Annotated in this window: 17 protein-coding genes; 6 read left to right on the top strand and 11 right to left on the bottom strand. The window is 61.6% G+C overall.

Annotated features, from left to right (window positions below; all coding sequences use genetic code 11):
* Positions 1–4: 4 nt before the first annotated feature.
* The 4 genes from ACILSE_RS06615 to ACILSE_RS06600 all read right to left on the bottom strand — a co-directional run bounded on the left by ACILSE_RS06615 (position 5) and on the right by ACILSE_RS06600 (position 6,033).
* The gene (locus ACILSE_RS06615) at positions 5–445 is read right to left on the bottom strand and encodes a hypothetical protein (RefSeq protein ID WP_395716579.1); all 441 of its coding nucleotides are present in this window, start codon (positions 443–445) and stop codon (positions 5–7) included.
* The gene (locus tag ACILSE_RS06610) at positions 442–3,513 is read right to left on the bottom strand and encodes an efflux RND transporter permease subunit (protein ID WP_395716578.1); all 3,072 of its coding nucleotides are present in this window, start codon (positions 3,511–3,513) and stop codon (positions 442–444) included. The genes ACILSE_RS06615 and ACILSE_RS06610 overlap by 4 nt, the downstream gene beginning before the upstream one ends.
* 133 nt (positions 3,514–3,646) lie before the next feature.
* Positions 3,647–4,732 (bottom strand): efflux RND transporter periplasmic adaptor subunit, encoded by a 1,086-nt coding sequence (locus ACILSE_RS06605; RefSeq protein ID WP_395716577.1) that lies wholly within the window; start codon positions 4,730–4,732, stop codon positions 3,647–3,649.
* A gap of 95 nt (positions 4,733–4,827) precedes the next feature.
* Positions 4,828–6,033 carry a TolC family protein gene (locus tag ACILSE_RS06600; RefSeq protein WP_395716576.1) on the bottom strand — a complete coding sequence of 402 codons (1,206 nt, stop codon included), beginning with the start codon at positions 6,031–6,033 and terminating at the stop codon, positions 4,828–4,830.
* Positions 6,034–6,309: 276 nt separating this feature from the next.
* On the opposite strand from ACILSE_RS06600, the gene ACILSE_RS06595 reads away from it, so the two are divergent.
* Complete coding sequence (locus tag ACILSE_RS06595; RefSeq protein WP_395716575.1) at positions 6,310–6,597, top strand: hypothetical protein; 288 nt, start codon at positions 6,310–6,312, stop codon at positions 6,595–6,597.
* A gap of 20 nt (positions 6,598–6,617) precedes the next feature.
* Here the strand turns inward: ACILSE_RS06595 and ACILSE_RS06590 are convergent, their stop codons facing one another.
* From ACILSE_RS06590 to zwf, 4 genes are all read right to left on the bottom strand, one after another.
* Complete coding sequence (locus tag ACILSE_RS06590; protein WP_395716574.1) at positions 6,618–7,781, bottom strand: 3-dehydroquinate synthase; 1,164 nt, start codon at positions 7,779–7,781, stop codon at positions 6,618–6,620.
* Between the two features lie 96 nt (positions 7,782–7,877).
* A complete protein-coding gene (locus ACILSE_RS06585; protein ID WP_395716573.1) occupies positions 7,878–8,720 on the bottom strand; it encodes a UbiA family prenyltransferase in 843 nt (280 codons plus the stop codon).
* Positions 8,721–8,755: 35 nt separating this feature from the next.
* Positions 8,756–9,760, bottom strand: a complete 1,005-nt coding sequence (locus ACILSE_RS06580) for a glucose-6-phosphate dehydrogenase assembly protein OpcA (RefSeq protein WP_395716572.1) — start codon at positions 9,758–9,760, stop codon at positions 8,756–8,758.
* A 21-nt stretch (positions 9,761–9,781) separates the two neighbouring features.
* Entirely contained in the window at positions 9,782–11,323 is a 1,542-nt protein-coding gene (gene zwf, locus ACILSE_RS06575) for a glucose-6-phosphate dehydrogenase (RefSeq protein WP_395716571.1), read from the bottom strand.
* 125 nt (positions 11,324–11,448) lie between these two features.
* On the opposite strand from zwf, the gene ACILSE_RS06570 reads away from it, so the two are divergent.
* A complete protein-coding gene (locus ACILSE_RS06570) occupies positions 11,449–11,610 on the top strand; it encodes a hypothetical protein (protein WP_395716570.1) in 162 nt (53 codons plus the stop codon).
* 139 nt (positions 11,611–11,749) lie between these two features.
* On the opposite strand, the gene ACILSE_RS06565 is transcribed toward ACILSE_RS06570, so the two are convergent.
* Together ACILSE_RS06565 and ACILSE_RS06560 are read right to left on the bottom strand one after the other, a co-directional pair.
* Positions 11,750–12,196: a type II toxin-antitoxin system VapC family toxin gene (locus tag ACILSE_RS06565; protein WP_395716569.1), complete on the bottom strand. Its 447-nt coding sequence runs from the start codon at positions 12,194–12,196 to the stop codon at positions 11,750–11,752.
* On the bottom strand, positions 12,177–12,401 hold the full coding sequence (locus ACILSE_RS06560) for a hypothetical protein (protein WP_395716568.1): 225 nt from the start codon (positions 12,399–12,401) through the stop codon (positions 12,177–12,179). The genes ACILSE_RS06565 and ACILSE_RS06560 overlap by 20 nt, the downstream gene beginning before the upstream one ends.
* 236 nt (positions 12,402–12,637) lie before the next feature.
* Between ACILSE_RS06560 and ACILSE_RS06555 the strand changes: the two genes are divergently transcribed.
* From ACILSE_RS06555 to msrB, 3 genes are all read left to right on the top strand, one after another.
* Positions 12,638–13,318: an RNA polymerase sigma factor gene (locus ACILSE_RS06555; protein ID WP_395716567.1), complete on the top strand. Its 681-nt coding sequence runs from the start codon at positions 12,638–12,640 to the stop codon at positions 13,316–13,318.
* Between the two features lie 73 nt (positions 13,319–13,391).
* The gene (locus ACILSE_RS06550; RefSeq protein WP_395716566.1) at positions 13,392–15,875 is read left to right on the top strand and encodes a protein kinase domain-containing protein; all 2,484 of its coding nucleotides are present in this window, start codon (positions 13,392–13,394) and stop codon (positions 15,873–15,875) included.
* Between the two features lie 66 nt (positions 15,876–15,941).
* Positions 15,942–16,538: a peptide-methionine (R)-S-oxide reductase MsrB gene (gene msrB / locus ACILSE_RS06545; protein ID WP_395716565.1), complete on the top strand. Its 597-nt coding sequence runs from the start codon at positions 15,942–15,944 to the stop codon at positions 16,536–16,538.
* A gap of 108 nt (positions 16,539–16,646) precedes the next feature.
* On the opposite strand, the gene ACILSE_RS06540 is transcribed toward msrB, so the two are convergent.
* Positions 16,647–17,174: a hypothetical protein gene (locus tag ACILSE_RS06540; RefSeq protein ID WP_395716564.1), complete on the bottom strand. Its 528-nt coding sequence runs from the start codon at positions 17,172–17,174 to the stop codon at positions 16,647–16,649.
* Between the two features lie 123 nt (positions 17,175–17,297).
* On the opposite strand from ACILSE_RS06540, the gene ACILSE_RS06535 reads away from it, so the two are divergent.
* On the top strand, positions 17,298–17,945 hold the full coding sequence (locus tag ACILSE_RS06535) for an RNA polymerase sigma factor (RefSeq protein WP_395716563.1): 648 nt from the start codon (positions 17,298–17,300) through the stop codon (positions 17,943–17,945).
* Positions 17,946–17,949 lie beyond the last annotated feature (4 nt).

Here is a 17,949-nt window from a genome sequence, read left to right as displayed (position 1 = left end):
CTCCTCATTTCTTCTCCGCCTCAGGCTTGCACTTGCAGAGCCACTCCGCGTTTTTGCACTCCTCGCAGGTGGCGGTGTTGTATTCAAAGCGGGCGGTGATGGCCTTGGCGTCGGCGGTTTCTTTGTAGCGCAGCACGAGCCACTCGCCGGGCTTCACAACAGGAATGACGAAACCCTTCGCGTCCTTCGTGACCTCGAGTTTCGCGGGCTTGGCGCGGTCGCCGGTCATGGCAGTGAGGCTTTGTTGGTTCACGGCTACGGGTTTCATGTCCTTGTCGAGCACGGCGATGTGAAACTGGCCGCCATTGACGGTGACCTCGCCGTGCATGGTTTCGTTGTCGCTGAATTCGAGGATGCGGCCGCCGTTCGGGCCGAGTTCGACGCCTTCATGAGCGAAGGCGAGGCTGGTGATCAGGGTGACGAGGAGGATGAGTTTGGTTTTCATGCTGTGGTTTGGGTTGGTTGTTTGCCGAAGAGGAAAAAGACTGCGGGAGTGACCATCAGATCGAGCAGCGTGCTGCTGACGAGGCCGCCGGCGATCACGACGGCCACGGGATGAAGGATTTCTTTGCCGGGCTCGTTCGCGGCGAGCAGCAGCGGGATCAGGGCGATGCCGGCACTCAGCGCGGTCATCAAAACGGGCACCAATCGCTCCAGCGTGCCGCGCACGATCATCGCACGCGTGAAGCCCTCGCCCTCGTGCTGCATCAGATGCAGGTAATGGCTGATCATCATGATGCCATTCCGCGCGGCCACGCCGCCGACGGCGATGAAGCCGACAATGGTGGCGATGCTGATGTTTCCCACGAGCCACCATGTCAGCGCGAGCCCCCCCATGAGCGCCAGCGGGATGTTCAGCATCACTTGCAAGGCGAGCGACAGGCTGCGGAAGTAGCTGAAGAGCAAAACAGTCAATGCGACGAGCACGAGCGCGAAGTAGAACGCGATGCGCTTCGCCGCGGCCTGCTGAGCCTGGAATTCACCCTCGAAACGCGGGAAGTAGCCCTCGGGGAACTTCACCTGCTCCTTCACCGCAGCTTCCCAACGCCGCACGACGCCCTCCAGGTCGCGCTCGCTCGTGTTCGCGCTGATGACGATGCGCCGCTGCGTGTTTTCGCGGTTGATGACATTCGGCCCCAGGCTTTCGCGGATGTCAGCGACGAGCCGCAGCGGGATGCGGCGGCCTTGGTCGGTCTCGATGAGCAATTCGCCGATCTTTTCCGGCGAATCGCGCCACGTCTCCGGCAGCCGCAGCACCAGATCGAGCGTGCGCTGCCCTTCGCGCAACTCTGCGAGCACTTTTCCACCGATGAGGGCGGAGACTTGTTCGTTGAGTGATCCAGGCTGCACACCGTATGCGACGGCGCGCTCGCGATTCACTTCGATCTTGATCTGCGGAATCGGCACCTGCGCCTCCAAAATGACATCCGTGAGCCCCGGGATCGTCTTCGCGATGTCGCGGATCTGCTCGCCCTTTTCACGCAGCACTGCCAAATCCGGCCCAAAGACCTTCACCGCGATCTTCGCCGACACTCCGCTGAGCATGTGGCTCAAGCGATGGCCGATGGGCTGGCCGATGTTCAAGAACGTGCCGGGCATCTTGCCGAGCCTCGCGCGGATCTCCGCAAACACCTCGTCACGCGGCCTTCCGCCTTCGTGAAACTCCACGTCGAACTCATTCACGCTCACCGGCATCACGTGATCGTCGCGCTCGGCCCTTCCTGCACGTCGGCCGACGCTTTTGACGCCTTGGATGCTTTGTAGCACTCGCACCGCCGCTTCGCCGATTTCATTCGTCTGGTCCAGCGAGGTCCCAGGAGCACTCGCGAGCGAAATCGTGGCACTGCCTTCATTGAATGCGGGCAAAAACTCCTGCCCCATCCGCGGATAGAGCATCAGCGATGCAATCAAAAGCATGCCCACGAGCGCCAAAACGACCGCTGGAGCTCCGAGGGCCATTTTGAGGAAAGTCCGCTCCACGAGCCATTTCATCGCTTTGATCACAAAACCGTCGCCATGAGCCTTTCCGCCACTTTTGAGCAATAAGGAGCACAAAACCGGAATCACCGTCAACGAGACCACAAATGACGCCGCCATGCTCGTGATCGTCGCGATGGCAATCGGTGTGAAAAGCCGTCCTTCGATGCCTTCGAGGCCAAACAGGGGCAAGAAGACCAAAATGACGAGCGCTGTGGCATACAGGATCGAGTTCCGCACCTCGCTGGATGCCGTCGCGATGATGTCGAGCCGGATCTTGGACGGATTTTCTCTCAAACGTCGCCACACGTTCTCCACATCGACGATCGCATCATCCACGACCATGCCGATGGCCACAGCGAGGCCGCCGAGCGTCATCGAGTTCACACTCACGCCGAAGGCTTTGAAGGTCAAAATCGTCACCGCGAAGGACAACGGCATTGCCATCAAGGTGATGAAAGTGGTGCGCACGTTCAGCAGGAAGAGAAACAGGATGATCGCGACCATGATCGCGCCATCGCGGATGGCTTCTTGAAGGTTGTGGATGGCATGCTCGATGAAATCGCCCTGCCGGAATAGGATTTCAGCCGTGACGCCGGCCGGCAGCGTCGGTTTGAGTTCCTCCAGCGCGGCCTCGACCTGCTGCGTGAGCTTCAGCGTGTCAAAACCGGGCGCTTTGTCGATGCTGAGGATCACACCGGGTGTGCCGTTCACGCTCGCATCGCCGCGCATCGGCTGGATGCCATGCTTCACCTCCGCCACGTCGCTGATGAGCACAGGACGATCTCCCACGGTCTTGATGACGGTCTGCGCGATGTCTTCCAGCCGCGTCGTCATGCCAAGATTGCGCACCATGATCTCACGCGGCCCAGCTTGCAGGTAACCGCTCGTCGCATTGCCAGATGCAAGCGCCACCGCGGCTTCGATCTCCTCAAAACTCGTCGCATGCGCCGCGAGCCGGTTCGGATCGGGCTGCACCTGAATCTGCCGCACGCCGCCGCCGATCGTGAGCACCTCCGCCACGCCGCTGAGGCTTTGCAGACGCCGCCGGATCGTCCAATCCGCGAGCGTGCGCAGCTCTGGCGGCGTCATTTGGCCATTCGTGCTCTTCAAGCCCACCAGCAAGATTTCGCCCATCAGCGATGACACGGGTGTCATGCCTGATTTCGCGTTCTCCGGCAGTTTCACGGCCTGCATGCGCTCCTGCACGAGCTGGCGTGCGCGGTAGATGTCCGTGCCCCAGCCAAACTCCGCAAACACGAGCGAAAGGCCCACATCGGAGTTCGAGCGCAGCCTGTCGAGCCCTCCGACGCCCTGCACCGCATTTTCCAACGGCTGCGTCACGAGCGTCTCCACCTCCTCCGGCGCGAGGCCGGGCGCCTCGGTGAGGATCGTCACCGTCGGCTTCGTCATGTCCGGCAGCACCTCGACGGGCAGTTCCGTGAGCGTCTGTGCGCCAAACAGCATCACGACGAGCGCGATCATCAATACGAGCGCCCGGTGATGCAGCGAGAAGCGGATGAGGGAATTCAGCATGGGGCGAAGCAAAGTAGCCCTCTCGCTCCGTCGAGAGGAGCAAAGGGCGGGTGAAACGGAAGGCGTTCACGATGAGGCTCATCGTGAGCGTTGAGTTCATCTCGCGGAGCGAGATGACTACTTTGCTGTCGCGTCATACGCCTACCTCCCGGCGTTTGAAGCCTGTGAGCATCAAGAGCACCAGCAGCAGACCGCTGGTGCTGGCGAAGAAGATCGTGTGTGTGTTCCACTCGGTATGAGCCGCTTCATGGTCGTGATCGTGATCGGCGTGCGCAGCTTGCTCTTTGGTCATCTCGGTGCCGTCTTCGTTGTGGGCGTGGCCGTGGGCAGCATCGAGGGCTTCTTTGAGGCTCACACTGCCTTTGCCTGCGAAGGCGAGCGCGTAAGCACCGCGCGTGACGACTTCGTCGCCGGGCAGCAAACCGCTGACGACCTCGACATAGCGATCGTTTTGAGCGCCGAGCACAACGGGAGCTTTCACGAAGGCGTTTTTGAGCTCGAAGTCCTTCACATAGACGAAGCGCTGCGCGGGATCGCCCTGCACGGCGCTGCGCGGGATGGACATCACGCTTTCACGCTGGCTCACGACGATGCTGAACTCAGCCTTCATGCCCGGGCGAAGCAGCTTCTCGGGATTGGCGACGTGAAACGCAGCCTCGATGACGCCCGTCGTTTCATCCGCCTCGACCGCGATTTGCGCGAGTTTGGCCTCAAAAACCTTCTCCGGCATCGCGTGGAGGCGGATGTGGGCTTTTTGACCGAGCTTCAATTTGCCCGCGAGATGCTGCGGCACATGGGCGACGGCCTCGACGGTGCTCAGATCGTAGATTTCGATCAAGGCGTCATCTGGCGACACCGGCTGCCCCTGCGCGATGCTGACCTTCGACACGACACCGGCGATGGGAGCCTCCAATTTGATCACGGGCGGCGGATCGCCCGGCTGGCGGCTTTCGATCCAAGCGACCTCCGCGCCCGCATCGACCTCCTGATGCGGAATGACGAGCACGGAGAACGCACGACCCGGAATGCGGCTGCTGACGACGGCCTTTTTCCCTGGCAACACCTCGATGTGACCCAGCGAGAAGATGGTCTCCTCAAACGCCGTCTCCTCCGCCTCGGCGAATTCGAGGTTCATGTGCGCCACGGCCACATCGTCGAGGATGATGTCGGGCTTTGAAGCCGCCACGAGTGTGAGCGAGCCAAGGAGCAAAGTGGCCAAAATGCTCAGTAAATAGTGCTCAGTGCTCAGTTTGAAGAATGACTGAGCACTGGGCACTGAGCACTGAACACTCGGTTTGAAAAAGTTGACGGCATTCATGGCAGATAGGCTCCGGTGGCGGCTTCGTAGCGGATGCGGGCGAGGTGAAAGTCGCGCTCGGCATCAAGCGCGGCGGATTCAAGTTGGAGACGTTGCTCCCGGGCTCGTAGCACGCTCAGGAGATCGACCTGGCCGTCTTCGTAGGCTTTTTCGAGCTTCTGCGTTTGCTCGAGCACCAGAGGCAGGAGCTTATGGCGAGTTTCGCGCGAGAGATCAGCATTGGCCTGCATCTCGCGGCGAGCGGTGTCGGCCTCGCTGGCGATTTGTTTGCCCAATGCCTCGGCTTCGAGACGGTGGCGTTCGGCGGTGGCGCTTTTTTCGGCGATCTCGCCCTCGTTGCGATTCCAGAAAGGCAGCGGGATGGAGATACGAAAGCCGACGTAGCCCGTGCGCTCGCGCTGGCCATTCGCCTGGTCTTGCATTTCCTGGGCGCTGAAAAATCCGGCGCTCACATCCTGCACGCGTTTGGATTTTGCGAGAGCGGCGTCGGTCTGCGCGGCTTGTGTTTTGGTCCGGGCCATCTGGTAATCGGCGCGTTGCTGCCATGGAGAAATGCCAGGCATCACCAGCGCGGGCAGATCTCCGCTGATGACACAGGATTCGCCTGGCGCGAGGCCGAGCATCGGTTTCAGCATTCCTAACAAGCTGACGAGCTCGGACTCAAGACGACGGCCTTCGAGCAGAAGGCGCTGCGCATCGACCTGCGCCTGCGAGGCGTCCAGTGGAGAGAGTTCACCCTTCTCGGCACGGCTCTTGGCAAACGAGGAGAGCTTGTGCGCGAGATCGGTCTGCTGCTGCCGGAGGGCGCGTTGTTTTTCGAGCGCGAGGATTTTGACCGCGTGAGCACGGGCTTCGGCGATAAAGCGCCGCTCCACGTCGCGAACCTCCAGCTCTGCGGCGGTGACGAGCTGGGAGGTGAGCTGTTTTTCCAGACTCAGCCGTTTCGTCAACGGAAACGACTGATCGATGCCGAAGACAAGCGTGCGCGGGCTGACGCGGCTTTCGTTTTGGAAATTGGACTCAAGCGTCGGATTCGCGAGCCTGCCGGCCCCCAGTTGGCGGCCTCGAGCTTCTTCAATCGTAAGCCGCGCAGCTTTGAGCATGGGATGATGCACGCGGACACGGGTGGCGATGGCTGGCAGCGAAAACTCGGCGGCAATGCCCAGGGATGGCATCAGGAGGAAAAACAACAAACGAGACATGGGAACAACGAGCTGAGAATGAGGACATCGGGATGGCAGCCACGCGATGAACGCGGACGCGCCAACAGGGCCGGAAATCGTGTCCGGCTGCCAAATGCCTCAAATCCTCAACGCGATGACCTGCGCAAGTCTGCGCGGCCATTCTTCCGCGGTTCGACATCGTCGCAGCGGATCCTCCGTCAATGTTTTCGCACGCAGGACGGGGAGACTGTCAAAAACAAATGCGTCCACGCTGCCAACCAACAGCGGAGGCGCCATGAACGCAGTAGAGGCATCATGCTGCATGGCGAGCAGCGGGTCGGCGACAGCAGCATGATGATGAGTGTCGCCATCATCGTCATCGTGCTGATGCGGGGTCGAATGATCCTCGCTTTGATAACCGGCGGCGGAATGCGGGCCGTGACAGTGATCCATCTGGGTGAGCTTCATCTCACCGCAGCAATCGCACTCGCACATGTAGCCGCGATGGATGCCAACGGCCTGCGCCCAGCCGACCGCAAGAAATGCGAAGAGGCCGATGACAAGGCGGATGGCGCGCGCTGGCTTCATGAACCCGGCAAGTGAACGCGACAGAGGCGAAACCGTCAAGCGCTGGCTTTGCCACGCTGCTTCAGCTCGACCAGTGCATTGAGGATCTTTACGCGATTCATTTCGTGCACTTCGAGCTTCGTGCCGATCTGTGGCACGAGCGTGACGGTGAGTTCGCCGCCGAGGTGCTCGCGGAATTCCTCAATACCTTCAAGGATGGCGGGTTCGCCGCTGCGGCCGTTGTCCATCAAGTGCGCGGAATAGGTGGCGAAGCCGATGCGTTCGATGAGCTGGATCACGCGCTCGCAGGTTTCGGCATCGAGGATGCCCTGCATGCGGGAATAAACGAGATCGACTGCCATACCGATGGCCACAGCCTCGCCGTGGCTGACGGAGAATTTGGAAATCTGCTCCAGCTTGTGCGCAGCCCAGTGTCCAAAGTCGAGCGGGCGGGCGGAGCCAAGCTCAAACGGATCGCCGCCGGTGGCGATGTGCTCGACGTGAAGCTCGGCGCTGCGCTGGACCACTTTTTCAAGCGCTTCCTGCTTCAGTGCGGCGAGATCGTCAGCCATGGCTTCGATTTGCTCGAAAAAGGCACCGTCGCGGATGAGGGAGACCTTGATGGCTTCGATGATGCCGTTGCGGCGCTCGCGTTTCGGCAGCGATTCGAGGAAGGCGAAGTCGTTCACCACGGCAAACGGCACGGAGAAGCTGCCAATCCAGTTTTTTTTGCCGAAGTAGTTCACGCCGTTCTTCACACCGACACCACCATCCCCCTGCGACAGCGTGGTGGTGGGAAAACGCACGTGACGGATGCCGCGATGCGCGGTGGAGGCAGCGAAGCAGACGAGATCAAGCACCGCGCCACCACCGATGACGAAAACGTAGCTGTGACGATCGAGAGCGGCGTCATTGATGGCATCCCAGCAGCATTCGACGAGGCGGAGGTCGTTTTTGCACGGTTCGCCGCCGGGAATGACAATGGGGGAATCGGCGAGCGTGAATGCCTCGGCATGCGCCTCGCCATAAGCCACGATGTCGTCGAGCAGGTCGCGGTTGGCATTGGCGACAGCCTCATCGACGAACACAAGCACACGCGGCAGCTTGTGCGGGTGGTCGAGCGTGACGAGATCACGGATGGTGTTGTTCCTGGCCGCGAAAACCTCCCGCGTGAAAAGAATGCGGTGCGTGTGTTCGAGCCTGATGGTTTTCTCCAGCATTGACGGGGCGGAAAGAGGGGCGGGTTCTGTGCCGCTGTCCGGGGTTTTGGTCAACGGGGAAAGCCCAAACGGGCCACGAAGCCATTTTCTAGCGGCTCACGTCGCGGCGATCCAGCGCTGCCAGACGCGCAGAAGGGGGGCGAGGGCGACGAATCCGAGCGCTATCGTGACGGAGACGGAGGAAACGGCGAGCGCATCGACAACCACGATGCCGGCAAGGAGCATGCCGACGGCCTGGCCGATGGCGGGGCCGCCTTTCCGCAAGGTCTGCGTGGCAAGGGCGATGAGAATGGCAAAAGCCGCAAGCAGGAGAAGCTGCATGGGAGAACCTCCCGCGGAGGCAAACCGCAGCGCGAAGACGATTCCCGGCGTGTACAGCAGCGCGAGGGCAAGAAGCGACGCGGCCGGAGGCAAGGAACCGTTCTTGTGCTCCAGACGCGCAGCCATGGTGATGCCGACAACATAACAACCGAGCGCGAGCGCGGCTGGCAGCGCGGGCTCCAGTGCCGCGCCGGCCGCCATCAAGTACAAGAACACTCGGCAGGCCCCCATTATGATGACGGAGCCGGCCCACTGCTTGTGATAGAGGTCGTAGATGACGATGGCAGAGACGAGCAATGCGGTGACGCGTGGATTGGCACCAAAAACAACCGCGAGCGTCGAACCAGCAAGGAGCATGACCGCCGAGACGATCCAGGCGGACTTCACACTCACCTGCCCGGCCGGAATGGGCCGCTCTTTTCGATGCTCCATGTCGAACTTCGCATCCGCCGCGTCATTCATGATCATTCCACCCGTGTAGAGCAGCGATCCGGCGAGGATGAGCCAGGCGAGACGCGTGTCATTCAGCGCGCCACCGGCGAGCAGCCATGCGGCGGTGACGTTGGTCCAGACCGTAGGCAGGTTGGAGATGCGGGCGAGATGGAGCCAGGGGAGCATGTGGTGAATGAGGAAACCAGAATGACGAATGAGCGTTACAGCATGGCACGCACGAGCGGAAGCATGGTGGAGTAGAGCGTGCTGCCGTGGAAGCGGGAGAGCTGCTCGCTGACGAGCTCGGCGTCGCTGTCCACATCGGCGGGGAGGAGGTCCTTGTGCTCGTGTTGACCGCAGGAGGTGCAGACATGGATGAAGGATGAGTCGCAGTCGCGGCGCACCTCGCCACGAACGCCTTCACCTTCGAGCACGAGACTCTGGAGGGCAGGACCGCTGTCTTTTTCGATCAGTTCGAGCTCCAACGTGGTTTTGAGCCGCTGGTTGATCCAGACGGCCAGCAGCAGCGCGGTGGTGCGTTGGCCTTTGAGATGAGTGATGCGGATGGTTTTGAGCCTCGCGAGGTTTTGCAGCGCGGCGGCGTCCTGGAAGCAACTGGCGAGCGCGGTGCGCATGAAGTGCGAGCGCGTCCAGGCGAGGTCGCGCACGTCGAAATCGGCATTCTCGGCGCGCATGGCGGCGAGAAGCGCGTCGAACTGCCGCGCGGGATCGCTCCAGCGGCTGGAGTCGATGATGAGGGTGTCGATGCGGGAGTAGAAGCGCTCCTCGAAGTTCTGTGTGAGGTCGGCCTGCCACCAGACAACAAGCGGGAGGTCGGAGTCGAGCTGGGCGAAGACGATGTTTTGCACCTGCGCGGCGTCGCCCCCCTCCAGCACAAAGCTGATCTGCTCGCTACACACGGCCTGCTTGCCCTGATACGGGCGGCAGAGCGCCTGGATCCATGCGCGGGCACGTGGCGGCCGCGCCTGCGGCAGCGCGAGGATGAGCAGCGCACGGCAGGCATGCTCGGCGGCGACGTGGTCGAGCAGGTCGTTGTCCACGGCGAGGAAGGCGCTGTCCTCAGTGTAGATTGCGAGGTTGATGAGCGAGGCGCGGGTCTTCGCCTCGTCGTTTTCCCAGAGCTGCTTCAAGGCACGGTCAATGCGCGCGATGGGCGTCTCGATGCCGAGGCGGGCGAGGTCGGATTCGTTGAGCGTGGAAGACATGTGGGTTTCGCTCGCAAAAAATTAAAGCAGGCGCCATTCGCGGCCGTCGGCGCGGAGCAGGTCGTCGGCTTCCTTGGGGCCCCAACTGCCGGCGGGGTATTCGTGCATGGGCGGGGGCGTGGCGGACTTGTGCCAGGCGTGCTCGATCTCGTCGATGAACTTCCACGCGTTCTCGACCTCGTCACGGCGTGCAAAGAGCGTGGCGTCGCCAGCCATGGCGTCGAGCAGGAGGCGCTCGTAGGCCTCGGGGCTGGCCTTGCCGAAGCTGCTGCTGTAGCGGAAGTCCATCTTCACCTGCTGCATGTTCATGGCCTGGCCGGGCCGCTTACACAGAATGCGCAGGGCGATGCCCTCGTCTGGCTGGATGCGGATAACGAGGGTGTTCTCGCTGTTTTTGATGAGGTTGCTTGTCGCGAAGGGCACCTGCGGCGGTTTTTTGAAATGCACGCTGATCTCGGTGGCCTTTTTCGGCAGTTGCTTGCCCACGCGGATGTAAAACGGCACGCCCTGCCAGCGCCAGGTGTCGATGAAGAGCCGCAGGGCGACGTAAGGCTCGGTCTTCGACTCGGGATTCACTCGATCCTCCTGCCGGTAGCCAACGCGGGCCACGCCATCGACGCTGCCGGCGGTGTATTGCGCGCGGATGACGTTTTTGCCGACGGCCTCGGGTCCGATGAGCGGACGCAGCGCACGGATGACCTTCACTTTCTCATCGCGCACGCTGTCGGCGCTGAGATCGGTCGGTGGCTCCATTGCCACCAGGGTGAGGAGCTGGAAGAGGTGGTTTTGCACCATGTCACGCAGCGCACCGGCGGTGTCGTAGTAGCCGCCGCGGCCACCCTCCATGCCGAGATTCTCGGCGCAGGTGATCTGGACGTGGTCGATGTAGCGGCTGTTCCAGTTCGGCTCGAAGATCGCGTTCGCGAAACGCAGCACCATGATGTTCTGCGCGGTCTCCTTGCCGAGATAGTGGTCGATGCGGTAGGTGTCCTTTTCCTCGAAGGTTTCGGCCACGACGGCATTCAAGCCGCGCGCGGTGGCCAGATCCTTGCCAAAGGGTTTTTCGCAAACGACACGCGCCCATTTGCCACCCACACCTTCGTTGAGTCCGGCGGCGCGGATCATCTCCAGGATCGGTTTGAAGGCCTCGGGCGCGGAGGCGAGGTAGAACAGGCGGTTGGCGGGCGTGCCGCGTTCCTTGTCGAAGGCATCGAGCAGGAGCTTGAGCTTCACATAACCCGCCGGGTCTTCGAACTCGCTGCGGTGGTAGTGGATGCACTGCGCGAAGCTGGCCCACAGCTCGTCATTGTGGCCCTGACGGCTGTTTTTGCGGTTTCCGGCCTCCAATTCGGCGCGGAAGACCTCGTCGGTCTTTTCACGACGCGCAAAGCCGACAACCTTGAACTGGGGCGGCAGGTCGCCGGCGGCGGCGATGTTATAAAAGGCGGGAATGAGCTTGCGGTTCGTCAGGTCGCCGGTGGCGCCAAAGATGACCACGGTGCAAGGCTCCGCACGATGACGTGAGAGCAGGGTTTCTTGGAAGGGGTTTTCCAGTTCGGGCATGGTTTTGAAGCAGGGACTACGCCACAAAGCTGACGCAGGGCTGCCAGACTAGCCTGACGCTCCCTGATCGCAACCTGCGATGCTTTGTCCATCTGGCTGGGCGATGAAATGAATTCATTCATGCCATGAACGCTCCATCAACGCTGGTGATCAACCGCTCGAACGACAATGCGCCGTGCCTGCATCTACCGGCGAGTCATTATCACGGACCGACCTTTGATGCCGCCTGCGGCACCTATGCCTTCAAAGCGTCCAGGACCAGCAGGGCGCAAATACCAGATCAGTGAGCGGTCATCACCACGTTTATAAACCAAAGTTCGATCCCAATGCCTTCGCAGGGTGAAACGGCTCGCGTTTGAGGTGACCACAGACATGAAACAAGGCATCGAGACGGTGTCGCCTTCTGCACTGCCAGAAGCATCAACCTCACAGCGGCATGATCTCGATCTGCGGCTCGTAGCGGCGAAAGTCCGCCACATTTTGCGTCAGCAGCCGGCGCACGCCAAAGGCGAGCATGGTCGCGACGATGTTGGCATCGTGGACAGGCTTGCCCTTCACCTGTTGCGTCTTGATCAGTTCTTTCCATTGCCGGGTCACATCGGCATCTTCATCAGCAACGAGGTACTCTCGTTCAAGCTGGTCGATCTCCTGGGCCAGCAACTCAGCATCATAGGCATCCCGGGCCATCATCTGCTTCGACACGATGACAGCAAACTCGCGCAGCACCTGACGGCTGATCCAAAGCTCGGCCCCGGCCTGTTCCAGGGCCGACAACCGGTTCACGGCGGCTTCGTGGTCGGGCGAGTCGGCATTGCGCGCATGGACGACCACGTTGGTGTCCACGAAGATGGCCTCACCGGCCGTCGTCGCCATAGATCTCCTCCCGGCGGAAGGTTTTCTCCCTCAGCGCGCCCAGATGCAGCGAGCCAAAGGTCAGCGGCACACGCTGTGCGCGGGGACGCAACTGACGGTTTACTTGGATTACCACGCTGTACTCGCCCTCGGCAAGTTCGGTCGGCAGGCGCACTTCAAGCTCGTGATCCGGGGAAACTTTGGCCTTGGTGTTGTAAGTCGGCATCGGTGTATTGTAATAGTAAGGATGTGAGTCGTCAACGCACGCACCGGCCATCCAGACCATGATGCCGAAGTGAACAAGCCCGGCAATGGAACGAACTGATCATCGCGCCGCGGCACTGATGCATGCCTGAAGCCGTCCCCCGCCGCAAAACGCATTTCTCTATCGCCAAAATTCAGCGTGTCACGAGGGCTTCAAAGGTTTGACAGCGTCACTTAAACGCTGACAATCAGCGCCCCATGAGCAAGGACGCTCCAGAACCCGAGATTCAGGTCCCGGAAGAAGTAAAAAAAGAGAAAGGCTTGTGGGAGAAGACCCGCAAAAGCCTGATCGAGCGTTTGAACAACTGGGAAGACCAGAAGACATGGAACGAGTTCTACCAGACTTACTGGAGGCTCATCTTCTCCGTGGCCACGAAGGCCGGTCTGACCCGTGAGGAGGCCTTTGATGTCATCCAGGAGACGATCATCGCCATCGCCCGCCAGGTGCAGAAGGGACAGTACGATCCGCGCGCCGGCTCGTTCAAGGCCTGGCTGCTGCAAATGACGCGCTGGCGCATTCTCGATGTCTTCCGCGCCCGCAAACGCCAGCCTTCCCTGGCCGACCAGGGCAATGCGGACAGCGAGGACACGAGTTCGCAGATCGTGGACCGCCTCTCCCAGGACAAGGACAACATGCTGGAGAAAATCTGGGACCGCGAGTGGCGCGACAACATCACCGCCGCAGCGCTCGAAAGGGTGAAGGCGAAGGTTTCCCCTCGTCAGTTCCAGATTTTCGACTGTTATGTCATGAAAGGCTGGGGCGTGAAGAAGACCTCCGAAGCCCTCGGCATCAATGCGGCGCAGGTTTACCTGGCCAAGCACCGGGTCGGCGCGCTGGTGAAGAAAGAAGTGCAGGGGCTTGAGAATACGATGCTTTAGTGGGAGATTTCCGGGCGCTTGATCCGCCCGATGCCGGGCAGGTCCCGTGCATGCAGTCCTCCACGCCAGCCTCATGAGCGATCCCTCCACCCCGCCACCACCGTCCAAGATCGCGGACGAGGAGGACGTCGCGTCTGCCGTGGAGCAGGATTCGGTGTCGGATGAGGAATCCGCCGAATCCCTCAGCGTGGAGTTGCCCGCGCCACCCATCGCCCCACCGACGGAGAAACCCAAAAAGCGGCAGAAAAACGGCCCGCCTTCGCATCGCGATGACATCGTCATTCCCGACTACACGCTCATCAAGCGCATCGGTTCCGGTGCCTACGGCGAGGTCTGGCTGGCGCAGAGCGTGACCGGGGCGCTGCGGGCGGTGAAAATCGTCTGGCGGGAAGATTTCGAGCTCACGCGCACGTTTCACCGCGAGTTCCAGGGCATCCAGCAGTTCGAGCCAATCTCCCGAGGCCATCCGTGCCTCGTGCACATTTTGCACGTCGGCTGGAACGAGCAGCGCGGCTTTTACTACTGCGTGATGGAGCTGGCGGACGACGCCGAGGAGGGCGCGAACATCTCGAATGTGCAGACCTATGTCCCGCGCACGCTCGGCACGGACATGAAACGTCACGGGCGCCTCGATCCCTTCTTCTGCCGCGACGCGGGGGTGTACATGGCCGACGCGCTGCACTACATGCACAACCACGGCCTCACCCACCGTGACATCAAGCCGTCGAACATCATTTTCGTCGGCGGCGTGTGCAAGCTGGCGGACATCGGCCTTGTCGCCGCGTTTGGTGAGCGCACCTTCGTCGGCACCGAAGGCTTCGTGCCACCGGAAGGCCCCGGCACGCCGCAGGCGGACATCTACAGCCTCGGCAAGGTGCTTTATGAAATGAGCAGCGGGAAGGACCGCATGGAGTTCCCCGAGGTGCCTGACAATCTCTCCGATGAGGAGTGGCCGTTCTGGATCGATTTGAACCGTGTCATCTGCCAGGCCTGCGAATGCGATCTCGACCGCCGTTTCGCCAACGCGTCGGATTTTGCCGAGGCCTTGCAGCATGTCGGCGACAAGAAGCCGGAGAGCTTTGTTCGCCGCTTCAGCCGCGCGGCGATTTTCACCGTACTGGGCTCCTTCGTCGCCGCCAGCGGCCTCGTGATGGCGAAACACCAACGTGAATGGGCCTACGAAATCCCTGTGCCCATAAAGCCGCCTCCGGTCCTACCGGCGCGTCCGCAGCTGCCCACCCTCGGCAAACCGTGGCAGAACCGGCTCAGGCAATGGTTCACCTTCAAAGAGGACCGCCACATCGCGGACCTGCCGCTTGACGCGCTGCTCTTCCGCAACTTCCTCGAAGCAACCTATCGTGCCGCCGAATATGAGGTGACGCCTTTCACACTGCCGGACAAGACCGTGATGTATGCCGCGGTGATTCCTGCGCTGGAAGCCGACGCTTTCTGCGCCTGGATGACCGCCACGGAGCGGCAGACCGGCCGGCTCGACGCTGATCACGAGTATGTCTGGCGTCCGGCGAACATTCCGCGCCCGCCCGGCACCTCCAAGTCCAAGCCGGGCCACAACGCCATCCGCTGCGAGATCATCGGTGTGAAATTCGGCAGCCTGAACATCGCCAGCACGCCTGCGGGCGCGGAGGTCTTTGACGGCGAACGCCTCCTAGGCCGCACCCCTCTGGCGCTGCCCAAGGTGCGCGCCGATGCCTTCAATTACGAAGTGCGCCTGCCCGGCTACAAACCCGAGGCCGCCACCGGAAAGCTCAAAGAAGGTCAGAGTGTCAGCTTCAATCTGCGCCTGAAGGCCACTGGTTCCGTCGTGTTCGGCAAGCCGTGGCAGAACAGCCTCGGCATCAAATTTGTTCCGCTCGGCAAGGCCATGCTCGCCAGCACGGAAACACGGCGCAAGGACTTCGCCGAGTTCGCCAAGGCCATGAATCTACCGCCCATCGACGGCCGCGTGCTCGATTCCGAGCCCGAGCTGCCTGTCACCATGGTGAACCGTTCCGAAGCCGAGCAGTTCTGCCGCTGGCTCACCGATCGTGAGCGCGCCCAGGGCCTGCTCGAACCCGACCAGGAATACCGTCTGCCCACCGACGACGAATGGAGCATGGCCGCCTACCTTTCCCGCGAAGTGGGCAAAACTCCCGCCGAACGCAGCCTCAAAATCGAAGGCATCTACCCCTGGGGCTTCATCTGGCCTCCACCGGCCCGGTCTGGCAACTACCTCGACCTCACAGCCGACAAATCCGGCAAAAAATCCATCCCGTCCTACACCGACGGAATCGCGGGAGCGTCGCCCGTCGCCTCATTCCGTCCGGATGGTCGCGGTTTGCATGATCTCTCCGGCAACGTCTGGGAGTGGGTCTCCGACTCGTGGAAGGACATGCCGGACCAGGGCGTGCTGCGCGGCGGATCATTCACCACCGCCGAGCGCCAGGAGTTGCTCGCCTCCTTCCGCCGCCAGGCCAATGCCGCCGACCGTCACCCGGACGCCGGCTTCCGCATGCTGCTCTGGAACATCGGCCAGATGGCGCGTGAGGACGAGGATTGACCCGGCGCTTTTGCGGGAATACGCAATCTTCCCCGCTCCTCCCACGTATCAGCAGTCCCCAACGCCATGAAACTCCGCCTCGCCCTCCTTTCCGCCCTCGCCGCCGCCTTCTGCATCGTAAAAGCCGAGGACAAACCCAAAACCGATCCCAAAACCATGCCCAAGCCCGAAGTCGTGAAATCTGAGGATGACTGGAAGAAGCTGCTCACCATTGAACAATTCGAGGTGACGCGTCAACGCGGCACCGAGCGTCCCTTCGGCCAGATCTACGAGGAATTCGAAAAACAGGGCGAGGGCACCTACTACTGCGTGTGTTGCGGCGCGGAGCTCTTCACCTCCAGCACGAAGTTTCACTCCGGCTGCGGCTGGCCCTCCTTCTACGACTCCTCGAAGGCCAAGAACGTCCTCGAAAAGCCTGACAACAGCCACGGCATGCGCCGCATCGAAACCGTCTGCAAACGCTGCGACGCGCACCTCGGCCACGTCTTCGAGGGTGAAGGCTTCAAGACGCCCACCGACCGCCGCTTCTGCATCAACGGCGTCGCGCTGAAATTCGTCCCCAAAGGCGGCGAGGCTCCCAAGCTCCTCGAAGTCAGCTCCGAGGCTGTGCAGAAGAAAAAGGACGAAGTCGCCAAGGAAGGCGGCGTCGAGCCGAAGAAATGAAAAGCACGACGGACACTCTTGTCCGTCGGCTCGTGAGCCGGTGAACGATTCAAACACCGAGGGAGTTTTCGGAACCCCTGATCGACGGACAAGAGTGTCCGTCGCACTTCACATCCTCCCTGTTTTCACGAAGTCGATGATCTTCCGGTCATCGTCGCCCGCCGCCCAAGTCACGCGCAGAAAATCCGCAGGGTGAATCTTGTGCTCGCGGAAGAAGGCGCGGTCCCCGCCGCAGCCGAACATCGTGTCCGGGTCCATCTCGCCTTTCAGTTTCGCACGGGCTTTCACGATCAGCCGGGGCAGCCACGGAATGCCGTCCACCATCGCAGGTTTGGGCGGCAGTTCGGACGGCGGCACGGTTTTGCTGCTGAACTTGCCGCCCATCACCACCTTGAAGTAATCGCGCCTCACCGCCGCCACCAGCAGCGCCGTCTCAAGCGTTGGCCCTTCAGCTCCATAGCGACAGTGATCGTCCACGAAGTCGAAAAACTCCTGCGTCGTGTGGCCGATCGATGTCAGGAAGGCTTTGTCCGCCTCCGTGAACCACTTTTCGGCGCGTGTGTCGCCCGCGCTGTGCAGTTTGGCGCAGCGTTCGAAAAGTTGGCGGAAGGTTGTGTCCCAGGTTTGATCGTTCATCGACGAAGATGCTAGCGGCGGCGCATCGTGCGTCAAACATTCGCGTGAAACCATTCCGCGCCGCCTGTGTTTACAGCGCTCATGTTCACCGCTAGCATGGCGGCACCCTTCCCCGCCTTTCGAATGCCTGAACCGGAACGGATCGCCCCAACCCATCCCACATCCGCCGCCGCGGAGGTGGTGGATGAGTCGTCCGACCAGGAAAGCGTGCGCCTCATGCTCCGCGTGAAGGAAGGAGACGTGAAAGCCTTCGAGCGCCTCGTCGAGCTGCATCAGAACGCCATCATCGGCACCTGTGCCCGCATGTTGAACAACGTGGACGACGCCCACGACATCGCACAGCAGGTTTTCATCCGCGTCTGGCGCAGCGCGCCGCGCTACGAGCCCACCGCGAAGTTCACCACCTGGCTCTACACCATCACGCGCAACCTCGTCTTCAACGAGACCCGCCGCCGCTCCCGCCGCAAGGAGGTCAGCATCGAGCAGGAGAACGAGGACGATCCGCCAAAGCACTACGCCGACCACAGCGTGCCTGGCGCGGATGAAAACCTCGCCAAGGCCGAGTTTCACGACGCGCTCGACCGGGCCATCGCCGCGCTGCCGGAGAAGCAGCGCATGGCTGTCATCCTCCGCGGCCGCAAAGACCTGCCCTACGAGGAGATTTGCGGTATTTTGAAGATGTCGCTTCCCGCCTTGAAGAGCCTCCTCTTCCGTGCCCGCAATGACCTGCGCAAACACCTCGCGAATTTCCTCGGTGAGGACGTGGAATAGGAGC

The sequence above is a fragment of the Prosthecobacter sp. genome (genome assembly GCF_044236155.1).
GTDB lineage: Bacteria > Verrucomicrobiota > Verrucomicrobiia > Verrucomicrobiales > Verrucomicrobiaceae > Prosthecobacter.
Note: the sequence above shows the minus strand (reverse complement) of the source record. Positions and strands in the feature narration are given on the sequence as shown.